Source organism: Psychrobacter sp. DM8, assembly GCF_051307025.1.
Taxonomy (GTDB): Bacteria; Pseudomonadota; Gammaproteobacteria; order Pseudomonadales; family Moraxellaceae; genus Psychrobacter.
Genome location: NZ_CP195538.1, coordinates 1,557,467 through 1,576,379 on the forward strand (window position 1 = coordinate 1,557,467; position 18,913 = coordinate 1,576,379).

16 protein-coding genes are annotated in these 18,913 nt (G+C 45.8%); 8 read left to right on the forward strand and 8 right to left on the reverse strand.

Translation table 11 applies throughout. The features are described from left to right. Positions 1-252 precede the first annotated feature (252 nt). Positions 253-2,037: an acyl-CoA dehydrogenase C-terminal domain-containing protein gene (locus ACR64J_RS06610; protein ID WP_435948945.1), complete on the forward strand. Its 1,785-nt coding sequence runs from the start codon at positions 253-255 to the stop codon at positions 2,035-2,037. A 186-nt stretch (positions 2,038-2,223) separates the two neighbouring features. After that, positions 2,224-4,671, forward strand: a complete 2,448-nt coding sequence (locus ACR64J_RS06615; protein ID WP_435948946.1) for a site-specific recombinase — start codon at positions 2,224-2,226, stop codon at positions 4,669-4,671. Between the two features lie 111 nt (positions 4,672-4,782). On the opposite strand, the gene ACR64J_RS06620 is transcribed toward ACR64J_RS06615, so the two are convergent. From ACR64J_RS06620 to pdxA, 3 genes are all read right to left on the reverse strand, one after another. After that, entirely contained in the window at positions 4,783-5,619 is an 837-nt protein-coding gene (locus tag ACR64J_RS06620) for a symmetrical bis(5'-nucleosyl)-tetraphosphatase (protein ID WP_435948947.1), read from the reverse strand. Between the two features lie 34 nt (positions 5,620-5,653). Further along, positions 5,654-6,517, reverse strand: a complete 864-nt coding sequence (gene rsmA, locus ACR64J_RS06625) for a 16S rRNA (adenine(1518)-N(6)/adenine(1519)-N(6))-dimethyltransferase RsmA (RefSeq protein ID WP_435948948.1) — start codon at positions 6,515-6,517, stop codon at positions 5,654-5,656. 149 nt (positions 6,518-6,666) lie between these two features. After that, positions 6,667-7,719, reverse strand: coding sequence for a 4-hydroxythreonine-4-phosphate dehydrogenase PdxA (gene pdxA, locus ACR64J_RS06630; protein ID WP_435948949.1), 1,053 nt, complete (start codon positions 7,717-7,719; stop codon positions 6,667-6,669). Between the two features lie 259 nt (positions 7,720-7,978). Here pdxA and dnaB point away from each other — a divergent pair, with 259 nt between their 5' ends. From dnaB to argF, 3 genes are all read left to right on the forward strand, one after another. Next, positions 7,979-9,379, forward strand: a complete 1,401-nt coding sequence (dnaB, locus tag ACR64J_RS06635; RefSeq protein WP_317198839.1) for a replicative DNA helicase — start codon at positions 7,979-7,981, stop codon at positions 9,377-9,379. A gap of 57 nt (positions 9,380-9,436) precedes the next feature. After that, positions 9,437-10,549: an alanine racemase gene (gene alr / locus ACR64J_RS06640; RefSeq protein ID WP_435948950.1), complete on the forward strand. Its 1,113-nt coding sequence runs from the start codon at positions 9,437-9,439 to the stop codon at positions 10,547-10,549. A gap of 199 nt (positions 10,550-10,748) precedes the next feature. Beyond that, positions 10,749-11,672 carry an ornithine carbamoyltransferase gene (argF, locus tag ACR64J_RS06645; protein ID WP_317198841.1) on the forward strand — a complete coding sequence of 308 codons (924 nt, stop codon included), beginning with the start codon at positions 10,749-10,751 and terminating at the stop codon, positions 11,670-11,672. Positions 11,673-11,766: 94 nt separating this feature from the next. Here argF and rpiA read toward each other — a convergent pair whose 3' ends face one another. The 5 genes from rpiA to ACR64J_RS06670 all read right to left on the reverse strand — a co-directional run bounded on the left by rpiA (position 11,767) and on the right by ACR64J_RS06670 (position 15,700). Beyond that, complete coding sequence (rpiA, locus tag ACR64J_RS06650) at positions 11,767-12,426, reverse strand: ribose-5-phosphate isomerase RpiA (protein ID WP_435948951.1); 660 nt, start codon at positions 12,424-12,426, stop codon at positions 11,767-11,769. Positions 12,427-12,606: 180 nt separating this feature from the next. Beyond that, complete coding sequence (locus ACR64J_RS06655; RefSeq protein WP_435948952.1) at positions 12,607-13,917, reverse strand: arsenic transporter; 1,311 nt, start codon at positions 13,915-13,917, stop codon at positions 12,607-12,609. 43 nt (positions 13,918-13,960) lie between these two features. Then, positions 13,961-14,719 carry an arsenical resistance protein ArsH gene (gene arsH / locus ACR64J_RS06660; RefSeq protein WP_435948953.1) on the reverse strand — a complete coding sequence of 253 codons (759 nt, stop codon included), beginning with the start codon at positions 14,717-14,719 and terminating at the stop codon, positions 13,961-13,963. Continuing rightward, positions 14,703-15,113: an arsenate reductase (glutaredoxin) gene (gene arsC / locus ACR64J_RS06665; RefSeq protein ID WP_435948954.1), complete on the reverse strand. Its 411-nt coding sequence runs from the start codon at positions 15,111-15,113 to the stop codon at positions 14,703-14,705. The genes arsH and arsC overlap by 17 nt, the downstream gene beginning before the upstream one ends. A 224-nt stretch (positions 15,114-15,337) precedes the next feature. Next, entirely contained in the window at positions 15,338-15,700 is a 363-nt protein-coding gene (locus ACR64J_RS06670; RefSeq protein ID WP_435948955.1) for an ArsR/SmtB family transcription factor, read from the reverse strand. Positions 15,701-15,949: 249 nt separating this feature from the next. On the opposite strand from ACR64J_RS06670, the gene ilvA reads away from it, so the two are divergent. The 3 genes from ilvA (at position 15,950) to ACR64J_RS06685 (ending at position 18,871) form a co-directional block, all read left to right on the forward strand. Further along, positions 15,950-17,503, forward strand: a complete 1,554-nt coding sequence (gene ilvA, locus ACR64J_RS06675) for a threonine ammonia-lyase, biosynthetic (protein WP_435948956.1) — start codon at positions 15,950-15,952, stop codon at positions 17,501-17,503. Positions 17,504-17,732: 229 nt separating this feature from the next. Next, complete coding sequence (locus ACR64J_RS06680) at positions 17,733-18,173, forward strand: RNA-binding S4 domain-containing protein (RefSeq protein ID WP_435948957.1); 441 nt, start codon at positions 17,733-17,735, stop codon at positions 18,171-18,173. Positions 18,174-18,364: 191 nt separating this feature from the next. Further along, the gene (locus ACR64J_RS06685) at positions 18,365-18,871 is read left to right on the forward strand and encodes a low molecular weight protein-tyrosine-phosphatase (RefSeq protein ID WP_435948958.1); all 507 of its coding nucleotides are present in this window, start codon (positions 18,365-18,367) and stop codon (positions 18,869-18,871) included. Positions 18,872-18,913: the final 42 nt, after the last annotated feature.

Below are 18,913 nucleotides of genomic sequence, written 5' to 3' on the forward strand. Positions count from 1 at the left end.
CATAGCCGCTTTATCTCAGCTCGTTTATACTTATGATAACTGCACTCATTTATCAAGATTTAGACATCTCGTTATTCTAAGCAATACAAGAGCTATCGATAACTTTTGGTGCACACACGATTCACGAAGAGATACACAATTTAATAGGTTAATTTGCTAAACTTTATCTATTGATTGTTAAAGTGAAGTCAACAACATACTGGCGCGCTTTATCCTCATTATCATTTACCCATACCACTCAAAGGAATGTTTATGTCTGTTTATAATGCCCCGCTTAACGATATGCGCTTCATCCTAACGGATGTATTCAAAGCCCATGAATTTTGGCAAAGTAACGACAGTTTAGCTCATGTTGACATGGAAACGGTCGATATGATTTTAGAAGAGATGGCAAAATTGTCCAAAAACGTCCTACTACCGATCAACCGTAGTGGCGATGAAGAAGGCGCGACTTTTGAAGGCGATGGCGTGGTCACGACTCCTTCAGGCTTTAAGGATGCTTATAGCCAATATGCTGAATCAGGTTGGGTTGGGTTGAGCGGTAATCCTGAGTACGGCGGTCAAGGCTTTCCAAAGATGGTCACGATGCTGACCGAAGAGATGATCTTTACTGCAAATCAATCTTTTGCCCTCTACCCCAACCTTACTGTTGGCGCAACCCTTTGCTTAAATGCGGCGGCGTCTGATGAGCTTAAAGAGACTTATCTTGAGAAGATGTATGCCGGTGAGTGGTCAGGCACGATGTGTCTAACTGAACCACACGCGGGTACTGACTTGGGTATTATTAAGACCAAAGCGGTACCTAATGATGACGGTAGCTATAGTATTTCAGGTACCAAAATCTTTATCACTGGTGGTGAGCACGACTTAACAGACAATATTATCCATCTAGTACTCGCCAAAACGCCAAACGCCCCTGAAGGTTCTAAAGGTATCTCGTTGTTCGTTGTGCCTAAGTTTTTGGTCAACGAAGATGGTAGCTTAGGCGCGCGCAATACATTAGCAGTTGGCTCTATCGAGCACAAAATGGGTATCAAGGCCTCAGCGACTTGTGTTATGAATTTTGATAGCGCTAAAGGCTGGATGGTTGGTGCTGAAAATACAGGCCTATCCTCAATGTTCATTATGATGAACTATGAGCGTGTAACCATGGGTCTGCAAGGTTTGGGCGGCTCTGAGCTTGCTTATCAAAACGCAGCTATTTATGCCAATGACCGTGGTCAAGGTCGTAGTGATACGCAATTACAAAGCCCTGAAAAACCTGCTGACGCCATCATTCATCATGCTGACGTGCGCCGTATGCTATTGAATGCTAAGGCTAACTCTGAAGCCTCGCGCTGTTTTGCGATGTATGTCGCCAAAAACTTGGACGCTGAGAAGTTCAGTGATGACCCTGAGGTTGCAAAAGCAGCAGCGTCACGTGTTGCCCTACTCACGCCTGTCGCCAAAGCTTTTTTAACCGACAAAGCACTTGAAGCGACTGTAGATTGTCAGCAGGTCTTTGGTGGACATGGTTACGTGCGTGAATGGGGTATGGAGCAGATCGTTCGCGATACTCGTATTGCTCAGATTTATGAAGGTACCAATGGTATTCAAGCGCTTGATCTATTAGGTCGCAAAGTTGCACGTAATAACGGCAAATACATTACGCATTTCTTGGGTGAGATTCGTGACTTTGTCGGTAACATGCAAGCGGATCACGCGGTTAAGCAAGCGACACTAGACGCCGCTGACAACATTGAAAGCCTGACTCAAACTGTCCTAGCCAACATTGGCGAGCGCAAAAATGAGATCAATGGCTGCGCGGTCGATTATATGCATGCCTTTGGCTACTTATGTTACTCATATATGTTTGCTTTGATGGTAGAGGCTGCTGATGGGCGTGAAGGTGAGTTTTATACTAACAAAGCTAAGCTGGCTGATTACTTCGTTGGTCGTATCTTACCGCGTATTGACGCTCATGCGCAGATGGTTGAAGCTGGTAGTGATCCGATGATGAGTTTTGATTTAGATTACTTCAATGTAGCAACGAGCTAGTTATAAGTAGATTAGATATACTATTGAAAAGGACAGTTTTTATAACTGTCCTTTTTTGCCTCTAACTTTTTTTAAAAAATTATTTGCTAACAAAATAATGCAATTTAACTGCTAACTTCGCACTAAAATAGCGTCATCATACCTACTCTACATTCAAACAACTATTAATCTAATAAAGGGTTCGACGTGCCTGAGATCAAACGCATTTTGCAGCAGATTACCGCTTTAAGTGATGTGCCTGAGCCCTCTGTTCTCAAGCGCTTGATTGATGAGCTGCGCGTGACGGATAAAGAGCCTGCGCTTGCTAATCAAAATATACAAGCGCTCATTGACATCTTAACGCTACATCCAGAATACGGCGACGGTCTGGCCAGTTTTGTACTCAAGCTGATTATTGAGTATCGTCAAATTGCTCTATATACTGACACAGGCATCATGTCAGATCAGGGCTTTTTTAGTAGTTTTAGACGCTTAGTGGGTCATAGGTTTTTGCCTATATTGCCACAAGATGATTCTGTCGTTGAGCTGGTCGGCTATCTGTTTGATAAGCGTACCGATGAGCGCTGGCTTGCCAATATTGACAGAGATAAATGGGATAGGCTTGTTGAGCTCCTCAAAGTTAAAGATAATCATCTTGATCTGGTTGCTACAGCAAAAAACAGTATTTTGAACGCTATTATCATTCTATCCTACCGCGTTAGCGGTATCGGTCTGCATCCAGATCTGATGGAAGCGTATCCGCAGATTTTGAACTATTCAGCGTCGTTTGTCGCGCAAAATCAAGAAGCGGTATTATTCGTCAATCAGTACCGTCAAGCGCATGAGCTTGATACTTTGACTGACATCATCCCTGAAAAGGCCGTTGATCCTGCGCCCCTACTCGTCATGCTAGAGCAGTGCGAGGACATAGTTGCGACTATACGCAAGCGTATCTACAAGACAGGTATCTCCATTCGCTTGACCAATATGATGCTGCGTTTGGATCAGAGCTTAGAGCGTATTCGTATTTTGACAGAGCTGGTCACTAACGATCGCAAAAAACGCGATCAGGCCATTATCAACCTTATCCAAACGATTATTACTACGGCTAATCGGCGTTATAGTATCGGCTACTTGATTGATAATAATACCAAGCTACTCTCGCGAAAAGTCACCGAAAATGCCAGCCGCGTCGGTGAGCATTATATCAGCACTGATAAAGCGGGCTACCGTAAGATGTTTAAAAAGGCCTCTATCGGCGGCTTTATCATCGCTTTTATGGCGACACTGAAGATTTTGGCATATCACTTGGCTCTTGCGCCCATGGGACGCGCCTTTATCAATAGTATGATTTATGGATTGGGTTTTGTCTTTATTCACATCGTTCATGGGACGGTTGCGACCAAACAACCCGCGATGACGGCGGCGGCAATTGCTTCAACTATCTCGGACGGCTCTGGTAAAAAGTCACATCAGTTGACCAAATTATCAGAGCTAGTCGTTGATATTTTGCGCACTCAATTTGTAGCGATTATGGGTAACGTTATGCTTGCGATACCGGTGGCGCTTGTCATCTCATTTGCCTGGTTGCAATATACAGGCGCACCTATGATAGATGCAATTAAAGCTGAGCACTTGCTTCATGACCTTGACCCCTTTCGCTCCCTTGCTCTACCTCACGCAGCCATCGCTGGGGTTTATCTGTTCTTATCAGGGCTTATTGCAGGCTACTACGATAATTTGGCGGTCTACAATAATATTGGCGCGCGTATCAAGCGTCATCGCGGTCTACAATATATAATGCCAAAGACTTGGCTAAACCGTTTAGGCGGTTTTGTAGAGGCCAACTTGGGCGCTATTATGGGCAACTTTATCTTTGGCGTATTCTTAGGTAGTACCGCCACTATCGGTTATCTATTTGGTTTGCCTTTAGATATTCGTCATATTGCCTTTGCCTCAGCGAACTTTGCCCATGGTATATTTAACGTTTCAGCCGACGACATCAGCTGGAGCGTTATATTATTATCTATACTCGGCGTGGCGCTTATCGGCATTGTTAACTTGATGGTGAGCTTTTCACTCGCGCTGTTTGTCGCGCTACGCTCAAAAGAGGTGCGCTTTTTTGAATGGGGTCGCCTCACCAAACTTATCTTTGGTCATGTTATCAGTCACCCCTCAGACTTTTTTTGGCCACGGCAAAAGCCTATGAAATATGCGCGTATCGATAGTCAAGGTCATATGATATTTGAGGATATGTCAGGACAAAATGGCGGCAAGCCCTTACCGAGCAATTATGTGATCAGGCGCTTATCAGATGTCAAAATACTTCCCAAGTCTATAAAAGTCGCTAGTAAAGACAAGGCGGCGATGACTGATATCAAGTATGACGCTCAAGCACAAGAAGGGACAGACGCTAATACTAGTGAAGTATGGACTGCGCATACAACCAATATAAATACGTCTCCCAAAAAAATCGTCGATCTCGATGATGGCCTAGTCGATGAGGAATTAGGTAGCGTTCCTTATACTGATGACATTCAATATGACAAACAAACTAAAACGTTAAAAGGGGCGCAAAATGATGACAACGAGGCGCTAGCTGATCCCAAAGTCCCATTACCTAAACCTAAAAAACCACCTAAATTGCCACAGTAGCTCTGTATCAGTAGCTGTATAAGCTAGTGATGCATAGCCATACAAAAAGGTCTGATGCTAAGCGATTAAGTACTTAGCTACCAGACCTTTTTTCTGAAGATTTATGAGTTGTTATGGTGCTGGACAGTTAGCGCTTGAACGTATTACCTGAGCGTCACTTAGACGATAGGCGAGCAAGGCATTACCCCAAACGCAGCCGCCATCCAATGCCCGCGCGTGCGGCAAATCGACCTCACCCCTTAGCGCCGCCCAATGCCCAAACAATATTTTGCGCGTACGAGGAGCTTGCCAATCAAACCACGGAGCAAAACCCTCTGGCATTGACTCACCTAGGCTAGCGGTAAAGCTAAACTCCAGCGTGCCATCCTCCTTACACAATCGCATGCGCGTAAAGTAATTGGCAATCGCGCGCATCTTGGTAAAGCCGTGGATATCTGCATGCCAGTCATCGGCACTTTTGCTATATAAATGCGGTAGTAGTCGATCTAATTGATTAAGACTACTTTGCAGCTGAGCCTCTAACTGTTTGGCATAGCCAGCTGCTGTCTCAATACTCCAGTGCGGCGGTATGCCCGCGTGTACAAGGACCGTTTGCTCGTCTGGATACAGTAAAATCGGCTGATGACGTAACCATTCTAGCAATTCATCACAGTCGTCCGCTTTAAAAATAGGCGCAGTTTTGTCCTTTTTCTTAAGCCGCGCGGCGCCGCGCCAAACAGCAATCAGATTGATATCGTGATTACCAAGTACCGTTGCCGCAGCGCCCTGTTCACATAGTGATTTAACATATCGTAGCGTATTTAGCGAGTCTTCACCGCGTGCGACCAAATCCCCTGCAAACCATAATTTATCTTGCTTAGGATCAAAATCTAACTTATCAATTAATTGTAAAAACGCGGCGTGGCAACCCTGCAAGTCACCGATGACATACTGATGGCGAAAACTCATAACGCTTTACTAGTCCTATCTGATATTTTAATTTTTAAACTTCAGCGCGCTGAGCTTGATTGCTCAAATTAACAAAGTCGCTGACACTGAGCGTTTCAGGGCGCGCTTGTGGATCGATACCACACTGTGCAAAATCGTCTTCGCTCAACGTCGGTAGCAGCGTTGACTTTTTAAAAATAGCACGCAAAGTCTTGCGGCGATGATTAAAAGTCTCGCGCACCACAATGGCGAAATAACCCTCATCCTCTGCGACCACAGGCTTGACCACATGAGGCGTCAAGCGAAACACGGCGCTGGTGACTTTAGGCGGCGGATTAAAAGCGCCGCGCGGTACTGTCAGTAGATAGTCCGTCTCGCAGTGATATTGCATAATGACCGATAATCGTCCATAAGTCTTACTCCCGACATCAGCAGTGATACGCTCAACCACTTCTTTTTGCAGCATAAAATGCATATCTTGAATCACATCAGCAAAATCTAATAAATGAAACAATATGGGCGTAGATATATTATAAGGCAAATTACCTACTACCCGCAGCTGACCGCGCTCTTGATTATACAATTCGCGGTAGTCAACATGCATGGCATTGGCTTTGATAATGGTAAAGTTGGGATGACTGTTGGCCCCAATTCGAATACGTAAGCTGTCTGCTAGATCACGGTCTAACTCAACTACCGTCATGGCATTAACCTCCGCAAGTAGCGGCTCAGTCAGTGCACCCATACCAGGACCAATTTCAACCAAATTATCATCGCGCTCTAAACGAATGCTATCGACGATTTGACGAATAATGCTACCATCGTGCAAGAAGTTTTGACCAAAACGCTTACGCGGCTGATGCTTAGCGCCTCGCAAGTTGGCGTTGAGTGACTGAACATCAAAGGTATTTTTAGACATATAAACTTCTTAATAAGCAGAGTAACAAAACAAATTATGCAACTATGAATACCGCCGTATTGCGGTAAAAAGCATTTTGGATTATAGCATAGCTCACAGGCAGTAATTTTACAGCATGCATTGTATTGCTAAGACTAGAGCGTTTAAAACTACTCTATAAGTGATTTGTTCGCCATCTCATTTGCCATCATTAGCGCCTGATACAGGCTAGTTGCACTAGCGCCGCCGCGACCTGCTAGATCAAGCGCCGTACCATGATCGACAGAGGTGCGAATATAAGGCAGACCTAGCGTTAGATTCACGGTATCACCAAAGCCGTGTGATTTTAGCACTGGCAAGCCCTGATCGTGATACATGGCAATGACCGCGTCGCAGTTGGCTAGATGCCTTGGGGTAAATAGCGTGTCTGCTGGCATCGCCTCGCTGATATTAACGCCTTTAAAGATAAACTCTTGCAAGACAGGATTGATAATATCACGCTCCTCAAGCCCCAAATGACCGCCCTCGCCAGCGTGTGGATTGAGACCGCAAACTAAGATAAGCGGCGCATCCAGTCCAAACTTAGTACGCATATCATCAATGACGATCTGTACCGTTTGTCTTACATTGTCTTGAGTAATAGCGGCAGGGACATCTCTTAGTGCTAAATGAGTCGTCACAAGAGCGACTTTCATGGCAGGATTGGCGAGCATCATGACGACTTTGTCACAGCCACTTTGTTGCATAAAAAATTCAGTATGACCGCTAAACATCGTGCCATCCAATAGCTTGATATCTGCATCAATCAAAGCAGACTTTTGCAGCGGTCCTGTGACGATAGCAGCGATGCTCTTGTCTGTTGCAAGGGTGTGCGCAAGCTGTAACTGCTGAGCGACCATAGCTGCGTTCTTAGTCTCGATGTAACCGGCGACGACAGGCTTAGCGCAAGGCGTGTTCAATAATAAAAATGCGTCATCTGCCAAGTCTATATGACTTACCTCATTATTAAGAGATGCCTCAATAGTTTGCCATTTTGGAGCGTTTTTGATTACGCCAGCTGACACTAGATCAGCAGCGCGCGCTTGCATTGCTGCTTTATCAGCTGTGACCCAAATCGGCCTTGCAAAGTCTTGCAATTGACCTTGGGCGGCTAGTAGTAGTACAACGTCCATCCCTATACCTGCAGGCTCGCCTGTCGTTATAAGTAGCGGTTTTTTTGTCATAGTGTTCTATTCCCATTATTATAAGTATCTGATTTTATTTGTATTTTAATATCATTATTTGAGTTGTCTTTTTATAGTGAATAACTGCTTTGTAAAGATAATTTTTTATCTTAACTCTAAAGAGGGGTGATAATGTGCTAGACTTTCGCATTTAATTGTAGCATTAATTACTCACTTATTAAGACAGGATATCGCGCCCTAATCACAGAGTTTATTCCGATAAAAAGACATCCATTTTAAAAACAAAAACTAGGCACTCATGGCAGACACCGAAAAAACCGACGACTTACTCAATCAAACGCCGCCGCATAATATCGATATCGAAAAGGCGCTGCTTGCCTCTTTAATGAGCATTGAAGAGGCGTACGAAAAAATCGCTGATATCGTCACCAAAGATGACTTTTATGCAGGGAGGCATCAACATATCTTTGCAGGTATTGCGCATCTAGCAGCAGTCAATGAGCCGTATGACACCGTAATGGTGCATGACTGGCTTGAGGCGCAAAAGCTACTCAAAAGCGCAGGCGGCGATAGCTATTTGGCAGATATTTTAAGTCAAAGTCCAGCGACACTGTTTAACCTGACCGCTTATGCGCAGCGCGTACGTGAGCTCTCAACGCTGCGCCAACTCATTACCACTGGCAACGATATGCTGACCCTCGCCTACAATCCAAAGGATCAAACGGTCAGCGATATTTTGGACAATGTTGAGGCCAAAATTTTTAGCATTAATGAGCAGCATAACAAACGTGCTGAGCAGCGCGGCCCTGTTGGTATCACCTCAGTATTGACCAACGTGATTGACAAGATTCAAGAACTCAAATCCAACCCTGATGGCATGATTGGACTGCAAACGCCTTTTGCTGAACTTAATAATAAAACCCAAGGCTTACAAGCAGGAGACTTGGTCATCGTCGCCGCGCGTCCCTCTATGGGTAAGACCACTTTTGCCATGAACTTAGCAGAAGGCGTGTTATTTAACGAAGACTTGCCTGTAGTGGTATTTTCGATGGAGATGCCCGCCGAATCCATCGTCATGCGTCTGCTCTCCTCGTGGGGCGCGATCAATCAGACTCACCTGCGCTCAGGTCAAATGAACGAAGATGAATGGGCAAAGATGATGAACGCTATTCAGCACTTGCAGTCCAAGCACTTATACATCGACGATAGTACCGCGCTGCCGCCCTCAGAGATGCGCTCACGCTGTCGCCGTATTGCCAAAAACCATGATGGTAAGCTTGGTGCGATCATCGTCGATTATCTACAATTGATGAAGGTGCCTAGTCTCGATGGTAACCGTGTTGGTGAAATCTCTGAGATCTCGCGTAGTCTCAAGGCTTTGGCGCGTGAACTTGAATGCCCAGTCATTGCACTCTCACAGCTCAACCGTAGCCTTGAGAACCGTCCTAACAAGCGCCCTATCATGTCCGATTTGCGTGAGTCAGGTGCCATCGAGCAGGATGCCGATTTGATCATGTTTATCTACCGAGATGAGGTCTATAACGAAAATACTGATCATAAAGGCGTGGCTGAGGTCATCATCGGTAAGCAGCGTAACGGACCTATCGGTACGATACGCTTGGCATTTGAAGGACAATTTACCCGCTTTACCAACCTAACGCCTGAGTATTATCAAGGCGCCACCTTTGATGATGAATAACACGATAAATATCTAGAGCACCTTTACTATTATAACGGCTACTTAACAAGGCAAATTATGCGCACTGCTACCGTCACAATTAACCCGCAAGCTATGACTCATAACCTGATGCAAGTCAAAAAGCGCGCGCCCAGCGCTAAAGTACTAGCGATGGTAAAAGCCAATGCCTATGGTCATGGCATAGCAGCGGTTTTACCTGCTTTAGAGCAGGCAGATGGTATTGGAGTCGCAAGTTTCACCGAAGCTTTTGAGGCACGCCGTTTAGGCTGGGATAAGGCAGTCGGATTGGTCGAAGGTGTGTTTAGCGCAAGCGAGTGGCAACAGGCCATAGATAACGGGTGTAGCTGCGTCATTCATCATGCCCCGCAATTGCAGTGGGCGCTTGATTGTGTACCTATACCAGATAGCCCAACGCGAACGGTTTGGCTTAAATATAATACGGGCATGAACCGCTTGGGTTTTGATGAGCAAGGGGTTATCAGCGCAGCCAAGCTTTTATATGACGCAGGATATAAACTTATCTTAACAACGCACTTTGCTAATGCTGATGACTGCGATCATTCTTTAACCTCTATGCAAATACAGCGTTTCAATGAGGTGCTCACTATCTTGCATCGAGACGTCGATAAAAATATCAAAGCATCGCTCTGTAATTCAGCGGGCATTATTAATTACCCCGATAGCCACTGTGATTGGGTGCGACCTGGAATTATGTTGTATGGTAGCTCGCCTGTCACCGATCAGTCCACAAGCGAGTTAAACTTGCAAGCCGTCATGGACTTTAGCGCGCAAATTATGGCGTTTCAAACTGTCAAGCAAGGCGAGGCTATCGGCTATGGTAGTCGCTGGGTCGCTGACAAGGACACTAGAACCGCGCTTGTGAGTGTTGGCTATGGCGATGGTTATCCGCGAGTCGTCAATGATGAGGCTTATGTACAAGTTATCGATTCAGCAAAGCAAAAGCGTTATACCTGCTCTGTCATAGGACGCGTGGCGATGGATATGCTGGTCATAGACGTTAGTCGTACGCCGATAGGTCTTGCGCTAGATAGTAAAGTGATACTTTGGGGCGCGGCTTTGCCAGTCGATGACGTCGCGCAGCACGCAGGTACGATCAGCTATGAGCTACTGTGCCGTCTTAGCAATCGTCCTTTGCGAGTGATTACCTAAATTACTCTTAAAATGTTAACGCTTATGTCTGTGCAAAGATTTATACCCGTTAAACCCTTTGGCGTCAGATTCTGACCGAAATTTGCCGTTTACATTAAAGGGAATTCAGCTATACTAAAAGTTTGTTATCACCCGCGTATACTCGTTTATGCGACAGGATTGAGGGCGGATAACGTTTTTTTGACTTGCTAGGATTGCTATGAGTTTGCGCCATTTTTTGACCTTGTCTGATCTAACCCGTACCGAACTCCAAGACCTTATCAAACGTGCCAGCGAGCTGCGCAAAATGCAGCATGCCGGTGAGATTTATCAGCCTTTTGTGGGTCGTACGCTTGGCATGATATTTGAAAAATCATCGACCCGCACCCGTATCTCTTTTGAGACGGGTATGGGACAGTTTGGTGGTAGTGCGATATTTTTGTCACCCAATGACACTCAGCTGGGTCGCGGCGAACCGTTAGAGGACTCAGCGCGCGTCATCTCAAGTATGGTCGATATTATTATGATACGTACCTTTGGTCACCAAAAGGTTGAGACCTTTGCTGAGTATTCAAGCGTTCCTATCATTAACGCGTTGACCGATGACTTTCATCCCTGCCAATTGCTCGCCGACATGCAAACCTTTTATGAGCATCGCGGTAGTATCGAGAACAAAATCGTCACTTGGGTTGGCGACGGCAATAATATGTGCGCCTCCTTTATGCAAGCGGCGAATCAGTTCGGCTTTGAGCTACGCGTTGCCGCGCCTTATGGCTTTGAGCCTGACACCGATCTGATGAAACGTTTTTCGCACTGCGTAAGCTTAGTCGAAAACGTGCAAGACGCTGCCAAAGACTCCAACCTTATTGTCACTGATGTCTGGGCAAGCATGGGTCAAGAGTCTGAGCAAAACACCCGCGCGCGCCGTTTTGCGCCTTATCAAGTCACGCCGTCACTGCTTGACAAAGCTGACCCTGATGTCATCTTTATGCACTGCTTGCCGGCCCATCGCGGTGAGGAGATATCGTACGATATGCTAGATGATCCACGCTCAGTAGTATGGGATGAGGCTGAAAACCGCTTGCATGCACAAAAGGCATTGATGGAGTTTTTACTTAAAGATAAGATTAAACTACTTTCTTAGTTTTATGCGTTACAGCGGACAGCAAAAAGGCAGATTACTTATGGTAGTCTGCCTTTTTTAGTAAAGCGAAAAATGTATACTGCTTCTTAAAATTCTAACGTTTTAAAGTCTCAACGCCATTACTACTCGCTTTTAGGAGAATATCAGCTTGGTTAGCGGCGAAGATACCATTACAAACCACACCCACAATATTGTTCAACTCTTTCTCAAGCGCTACCGGATTGCTGACATCCAAATCATAGGTATCTAAAATCACATTACCATAATCGGTAACAAAGTCATCACGATAAACAGGTTCACCGCCTAGACGAGCCAACTGCCGAGCAACGTAGGAGCGTGCCTGTGGTAATACTTCGATTGGGACTGGGAATGCGCGGCCTAAGATATCAACGCTTTTGCTGGCATCGACCATACAGACAAATTTGTTGGACGCTGCAGCGACGATTTTTTCGCGTGTCAGCGCTCCGCCGCCGCCTTTTATGAGTTGCAGATGCGAGTTTACTTCATCAGCACCATCGATATAGACATCAAGTGTGCCTGCAAAGTTTAAATCAACAATCTCGATGCCCAATGCTCTGAGCTTGTCTTCAGTGACCTGCGAGCTGGCCACCGCGCCAGCAAGCTTGACCTGCGGCAATAGCTCAATCAAACAGTTCACCGTACTGCCTGTCCCTACGCCAAGTATCATATTATCTTCGATATAACTTAGCGCCGCGCGGGCTGCGGCTTGTTTTTGTGCGTGCTGATCACTCATCATAAATCCTTGGCAGAATAAACGTAACGTCTAAAAAATTAAAAGCTAAAAAAGGTAAAATGCGGCTATTATAACTGATGACTTTGATACATGTCAGCGTAAAACCAATTCTAATAATGAGGTATTCTAACCGTAACTGATATCCTTTAAATGACTTATAAATAGCTTCTCACTATTTTCTTAATAACTCGGTAGCATCGGCAACCAAAACACCAAGGCTAACAGCGTGGCTAATAATACTGGCGGCGTGATGAGCAGCCCGATTTTCATATACTGCCCCCAGCTGATTTTATAGTCCTTCTCTGCTAAGACATGTAGCCATAACAAGGTCGCAAGGCTACCGATGGGCGTAAACTTCGGTCCCAAATCATTGCCAATCACATTAGCATAAATCATCAGCTCGCGAGTCGCTGCGGGTACTTGCGCGCTATCAATAGCCAATGCACCTACTAAGGTAGATGGCATATTATTCATGATAGAAGCCACGATTGCTGAAAGGAATCCCGTCCCTACTGTCGCGATAATATTGCCCTGCTGCCCTAACCAATTTAGTATTTGGGCACCATAAGCCGTCAGTCCTGCGTTACCCAAGCCATACACCACCAAATACATACCCACAGAAAACAAGACAATTTGCCAAGGCGCGTTACGTACGACATCAGACACCGAAACAACGGCATCTCGACCACCTTGCCACCAGCGACCTGCAATAACCATCAGCACCAGCGCAGCAGCGCCAGTGACGAGGGAAATAGGAATACCTAGTGATTCAGTCGCAAAATAAGCAACCAATAACAATGCTAGTAGCGGAAAAGCGGCTTTAAAAACCAACGGATCTTCGATAGCGGATGCAGGCGCGCTAAGATTGGCAATGGAATAGTGTTTTGGGATTTGGCGGGCATAGACCACCCACAGCACTGCTAATGTCGCGATAACAGAGACAATATTTACCGGCACCATGACCGCCGCATAACGTCCAAAACCAATGCCAAAATAATTGGCGCTGACGATATTGACCAGATTAGAAGTCACTAACGGCAGACTGGCAGTATCAGCGATAAAGCCCGTGGCGATGATAAAAGCCAATGCCGATGGCGGCGAAAACTTAAGCCGGAGTAAGATAGCGATGACAATCGGTGTTAGAAGTAATGCAGCGCCATCATTGGCAAAAAACGCGGAGATAAACGCGCCCAATATCACAATCATGGGAAACAACAACCGTCCCTGCCCATTGCCAAGTCTCGCCACATGTAGCGCCGCCCAACCAAAAAATCCCGCTCTATCTAAGATCAGCGAGATGATAATTAGCGCCACGAAGGTAAAAGTCGCATCCCAAACGATGTCCCATACAATACCGACATCGGATAACTGCACCACGCCAAAAGCTAAGGCGATTAAAGCCCCACCCAGCGCGCTCCAACCAATACCCAAGCCTTTAGGCTGCCATATCACCAAAACCAAAGTCACGATAAAGATAGTTAATGCGAGCATGGAGCAACCTTATTTACAGCGTGTTGATTATAACTAGGAGATATTACAGCGACTTTTGATTGACACGTTGCGACACTGCTTCAGCACTTTCCACCCGTTCAGAGTATCTATCAGTCAGATAGGCTGAACGTCCACGAGTCAGCCATGTAAACTTTACCAACTCTTCACAGACATCGACAAGGCGCAGATATAAAGGCGACATATCCATGCGATTGTCATCATTGAATTCTAAAAAGGCCTTAGGGATAGACGATTGATTCGGGATAGTAATCATGCGCATCCAGCGCCCCAGAATGCGCAGCTGATTGACGGTATTAAAGCTTTGACTGCCACCGCTCACTTGCATCACTGCTAAGGTTTTGCCTTGGGTTGGACGTACGCCGCCCAGTGCGAGTGGTATCCAATCGATTTGTGCTTTCATAATGCTGGTGATACTGCCATGACGCTCTGGACTCACCCACAGCATACCCTCTGACCACTGCGCCAGCTCGCGCAGCTCTTGCACCTTTGGGTGATCGCTATCAGCGTCATCAGGCAGCGGCAACCCTGACGGATTAAACATCTGCACCTCGCAGCCATACCAACGTAGCAGCCGACTTGCTTCCTCAGCCGCCAGCCGCGAAAACGAGCGCTCACGTAACGACCCGTATAGCACCAGTATCTTTGGCGGATGACGTGGGTCATTTGGGGCAATCAGCGACTCAATATCTATCGGTTGTAATTGACTGGCATCAATATTGGGCAAGTCATCTAGCTTCAATGAATCCTCTGCGTGAGGCTGATTTTTATTGGCTGTTGTCATGATAAATCGTCTCGCCGTCTTCTTTAGTAAAGCTGCTCACTGGATTTTCTAACAATTCAAACACCCGCTCTGATGGTCGGCATAACGCTGCGCCCTTATCCGTGACCACGATAGGACGATTGATTAAGATAGGATAGGCAATCATTGCATCGATAATATGGTCATCAGACAACTCAGGATTGTCTAAGCCCAGCTCATCATTGATGGCTTCTTTGCTGCGTAACAGCTCTCTTGGCGAGATATCCATCTTTGCCAATAGCTCAACTAACTCATCACGGCTCGGCGGGTTTTTTAGATACTCCACCACTTCTGGCTGCTCACCTGATGCCTTCATGATGGCAAGCGTATTGCGAGAGGTACCGCAGTTTGGATTATGAAAAATTAATGGTTTCATAGCGATTTCACCTATTTTTTGAATCTATAGAGAATTCAGCATAAAAACGATACAGTGGAACTGGTATAAATTTTTCTGGCGTGCTGTGCCTGCGCAGACAGAGGCTGCGTAAAATTCATCCCAGTTCCACGTTGACATATAATGTATCTGTTTTATTTAGAATCGACTATAGTTATTAAAAAGATGTTTATTAAAGTAGCTAGCTGCTTAGCTTAGCGCTTGTCCTAAAAACTGTCTTGTTTATTAGATTTGGCAGTCTCACATCCGCTCAAACTGTCCATCAGCGAAGCACACAGCTCTGGATGTCCCGCACAGCAGTCTTGCAATAAAAACTGCACGACCGCCTCCATATGCGTAAGCGAGGCGCGATAGATTATTTGCCGACTTTGGCGTTTTGACACTACCCACCCTGCTCGTGCCAGCACCGATAGATGCGCGGACATAGTGTTATGTGGTACAGACAGCTGACGAGCTATTTCACCCGCAGGCAGGCCGTCAGGCTCCTGACTGACAAGTAGCCTAAAGGCTTTAAGACGAGTATCTTGAGAGAGCGCAGCGAAGCTTGCGATAGCGTTAGTTATTTCCATATGTCCAATAATACAGACATATCAAAATAATTCAAGACGCTTTATCTATATCATGTCAATCTGTAACAGAATTAGCCAGTATCGAAAACACGTATCTTTAACAGCAACGGCAGACAGCAGCTATAAAACGCCAAGGACTGTCCAGCATTAGACATAAATCACTGCAAAAAATAAAATTGCACCTTGCAACCTACTCAAAATCAGCATAGGCTAATCTATTTCTTTTTTGCTCTAATTTAGGAAGTTATTATGTTATCACGCTGGGTACGCGCCATTTTGCAAGCCACTGTCTATGACGTCGCCATTCAAACCCCTCTCGAATCAGCCCCCAAGCTGACCCAGCGTTTTGATAATGACATTCGCTTCAAACGCGAAGACTTACAACCCGTATTTTCCTTTAAACTGCGTGGCGCATATAACCGCATTAGTCAGCTATCCGACGAGCAAAAAGCTCGCGGCGTCATTTGCGCTTCAGCAGGTAACCACGCCCAAGGCGTGGCTTACTCTGCGCGCACGCTAAATCTTAATAACATCATTGTCATGCCGACCACCACACCCGATATTAAAGTCGCTGCAGTCAAAGCTTTGGGCGGTAACGTCGACTTATATGGCGACAGTTTTGATGAGGCTAACCGCTATGCGATCAATCGCGCTAAGAGCGAAGGTTTGACCTTTATCCCGCCTTATGATGATGAGATGGTTATTGCAGGTCAAGGCACGATTGGACTTGAGCTGACTCAGCAGTGGCGCAATATGGACTACGTCTTTGTGGCGGTAGGCGGCGGCGGTCTGATATCAGGAGTTGCCGCTTTTTTGGGAGAGGTCGCTCCTCATGTCAAAGTTGTCGCTGTAGAGTCGGCACAGTCTGCATGTCTAAAAGCGGCGCTAGAAGCAGGCGAGCGCGTCAAGCTTGAGCAAGTTGGGCTGTTTGTCGACGGGGTCGCTGTAGCCCAAATCGGTGAATTTCCTTTTGAAGTAATCCGTACCCAAAAAAGCAACGGCCAAGGGCCAATCGTTGAGCCAGAGGTCATTACGTGCACCAACGACGAGGTTTGCGCGGCGATTAAGGATGTCTTTGAAGAAAACCGCAGTATCGTGGAGCCTGCAGGTGCACTGTCGGTTGCTGGTATGAAAAAATACATCAAAGCGCACAATTTGCAAGGCAAAAACTGCGTTGGCATCATCTGCGGCGCTAATATGAACTTTGATCGCCTGCGCTATATCGCCGAGCGTACCGAAATCGGTGAGAAAAAAGAAGCCATCTATGCGGTTACCATTCCTGAGCAGACCGGCGCATTCTTAAACTTCTGCCGCAGCTTGCATGGTCGCAACATTACAGAATTCAACTACCGGGCCGACAACAAGCTCTCTCCCGACTCGATGGATCCTGCCTCGATATTCGTCGGAATCGCTCTAAAAGAGGGCGATAAAGAGCGTCAAACTATTAGCGATCAGCTTGCCTTTGATGGTTATACCGCTTATGACTTAACTGATGACGATATCGCCAAATCGCATATTCGCCATCTGATTGGTGGGCACGCTCACGTCGAAAATGAGACCTTATTAAAGGTGACTTTCCCTGAGCGTCCAGGTGCGCTATTGACCTTTTTAGAAAAATTAGGCGATGACTTTAATATCACCTTGTTTCATTATCGCAATCATGGCGCTGCAGAGGGTCGCGTACTAGTCGGTTTGCAAGCCTCGATGGGTAACTCGCGTCAATTACAAGACGCCTTGCTCGATATCGGTTACGACTGTACGATGCTCAATGACAATATCGGTTATCAGTTATTTTTAAAGTAAAACTCACGCTTTACTTCATATAGCCAATTTAGTCAGTACTCGTAAGCACAATAAGACACTCAGTGGCTTGTTTTTGTCATGACGAGCCGTTTTTGTGATTTGATTTTGTTCGCTTGTTTTATCAAGTCAATAGGTCACTATATATTGCAGTATGCGTCTAAAACACTCTTTTAATCTGTAATAAAACCACCATTTATAATCATAGTCTATTGATATTTATGAGGTTTTGATGAGTAAACATAATAAAAACCACAATCAGCCTAGCCATAGCGAGCCAGACGCAGTACGGATGCGTATTGACAAATGGTTATGGGCGGCGCGGTTTTATCGGACGCGCACCCTTGCTAAAGAAGCTATCGAGAGTGGCCGAGTGCACTATGCTGGCAGCCGAGTTAAGACTAGTAAAGAGATTGCCGTTGGTGACGAGCTACAGATTCGTCAAGGTTCTGCGACCGCAATGACCGAAAAGACAGTCATCGTTGAAGCATTAACGGCGCAGCGCGGCAACGCCACCGCCGCCGAAGTACTCTATTCGGAGACCGATGAGAGTATATCTCGACGCGCCTATTACACCGAGCAGCGCAAACTAGCCAATCTTGCCCGCCCTGATAATAAACCAAGTAAAAAAGAGCGGCGCGATTTGCAGCGCTTTCGCAATAATCAAGATTAATATTTGAGCGCAATAATCATAAAAAATTTGTATTAAGGGTTAAGACAACACCTTACAATAGGTGACCCTTATGTCAGCGACTAAGCTTGCCATTCGCTGGATTTAGCGTTAGGCTGACGGCTGTTTTTCTCTTCTTTAAAAACTGGCCAATTGCCCTGATAATGGCTTGTTTTTTGTCAAAAGGTCTTGTTATGTTGATGAAAGCATCTACCCCTTCTTCTGTTCTTCTCGTCTGTCTTGGCAACATCTGTAGATCACCAACTGCTGAGGAGATCTTTCGTCAGCAAGCGGCTATTGCTGGTCTTAATATGAAAGTTGATTCAGCAGGTACCGGAGATTGGCATATCGGTCATGCGCCAGATATCCGCGCGCAGCGTCACGCTAAGTCTCATGGCTACAACATCAGCAAACTTGTTGCCCGTCAAGTCAGCGCTGAGGACTTTTATAACTTTGATCTCATATTAGCGATGGATACGCAAAACTTAGCGGATCTTCAAGCCATAAAAGATGAGCTATTGGGCGCTAATAGTAACGAAGAATCTCTGGCCAAATTGGCACTATTTAGCGAAGAAGATCCTACCTACGGCGGTGATAGCGTCCCTGATCCTTACAAAGGAGATGGCAATGCTTTTGAAGAGGTCATTGAGCGCATTGAGTCGAGCTCAAAGGCTTGGATTGAGAGCTGGAAAGCAGTATAACGGCTGATTTTATTTTTTTTATGCTGATTTACTTCATCTATA

What these genes read in the sequence shown, in the direction of transcription:
- ACR64J_RS06620 (WP_435948947.1), bottom strand. Translation starts at nt 5,619, where the DNA reads ATGAGTTTTCGCCATCAGTATGTCATCGGTGACTTGCAGGGTTGCCAC.
- arsH (WP_435948953.1), bottom strand. Translation starts at nt 14,719, where the DNA reads ATGACAACAGCCAATAAAAATCAGCCTCACGCAGAGGATTCATTGAAG.
- ilvA (WP_435948956.1), top strand. Translation starts at nt 15,950, where the DNA reads ATGTTATCACGCTGGGTACGCGCCATTTTGCAAGCCACTGTCTATGAC.
- ACR64J_RS06670 (WP_435948955.1), bottom strand. Translation starts at nt 15,700, where the DNA reads ATGGAAATAACTAACGCTATCGCAAGCTTCGCTGCGCTCTCTCAAGAT.
- dnaB (WP_317198839.1), top strand. Translation starts at nt 7,979, where the DNA reads ATGGCAGACACCGAAAAAACCGACGACTTACTCAATCAAACGCCGCCG.
- pdxA (WP_435948949.1), bottom strand. Translation starts at nt 7,719, where the DNA reads ATGACAAAAAAACCGCTACTTATAACGACAGGCGAGCCTGCAGGTATA.
- ACR64J_RS06655 (WP_435948952.1), bottom strand. Translation starts at nt 13,917, where the DNA reads ATGCTCGCATTAACTATCTTTATCGTGACTTTGGTTTTGGTGATATGG.
- rpiA (WP_435948951.1), bottom strand. Translation starts at nt 12,426, where the DNA reads ATGAGTGATCAGCACGCACAAAAACAAGCCGCAGCCCGCGCGGCGCTA.
- ACR64J_RS06685 (WP_435948958.1), top strand. Translation starts at nt 18,365, where the DNA reads ATGTTGATGAAAGCATCTACCCCTTCTTCTGTTCTTCTCGTCTGTCTT.
- argF (WP_317198841.1), top strand. Translation starts at nt 10,749, where the DNA reads ATGAGTTTGCGCCATTTTTTGACCTTGTCTGATCTAACCCGTACCGAA.
- arsC (WP_435948954.1), bottom strand. Translation starts at nt 15,113, where the DNA reads ATGAAACCATTAATTTTTCATAATCCAAACTGCGGTACCTCTCGCAAT.
- rsmA (WP_435948948.1), bottom strand. Translation starts at nt 6,517, where the DNA reads ATGTCTAAAAATACCTTTGATGTTCAGTCACTCAACGCCAACTTGCGA.
- ACR64J_RS06610 (WP_435948945.1), top strand. Translation starts at nt 253, where the DNA reads ATGTCTGTTTATAATGCCCCGCTTAACGATATGCGCTTCATCCTAACG.
- ACR64J_RS06680 (WP_435948957.1), top strand. Translation starts at nt 17,733, where the DNA reads ATGAGTAAACATAATAAAAACCACAATCAGCCTAGCCATAGCGAGCCA.
- alr (WP_435948950.1), top strand. Translation starts at nt 9,437, where the DNA reads ATGCGCACTGCTACCGTCACAATTAACCCGCAAGCTATGACTCATAAC.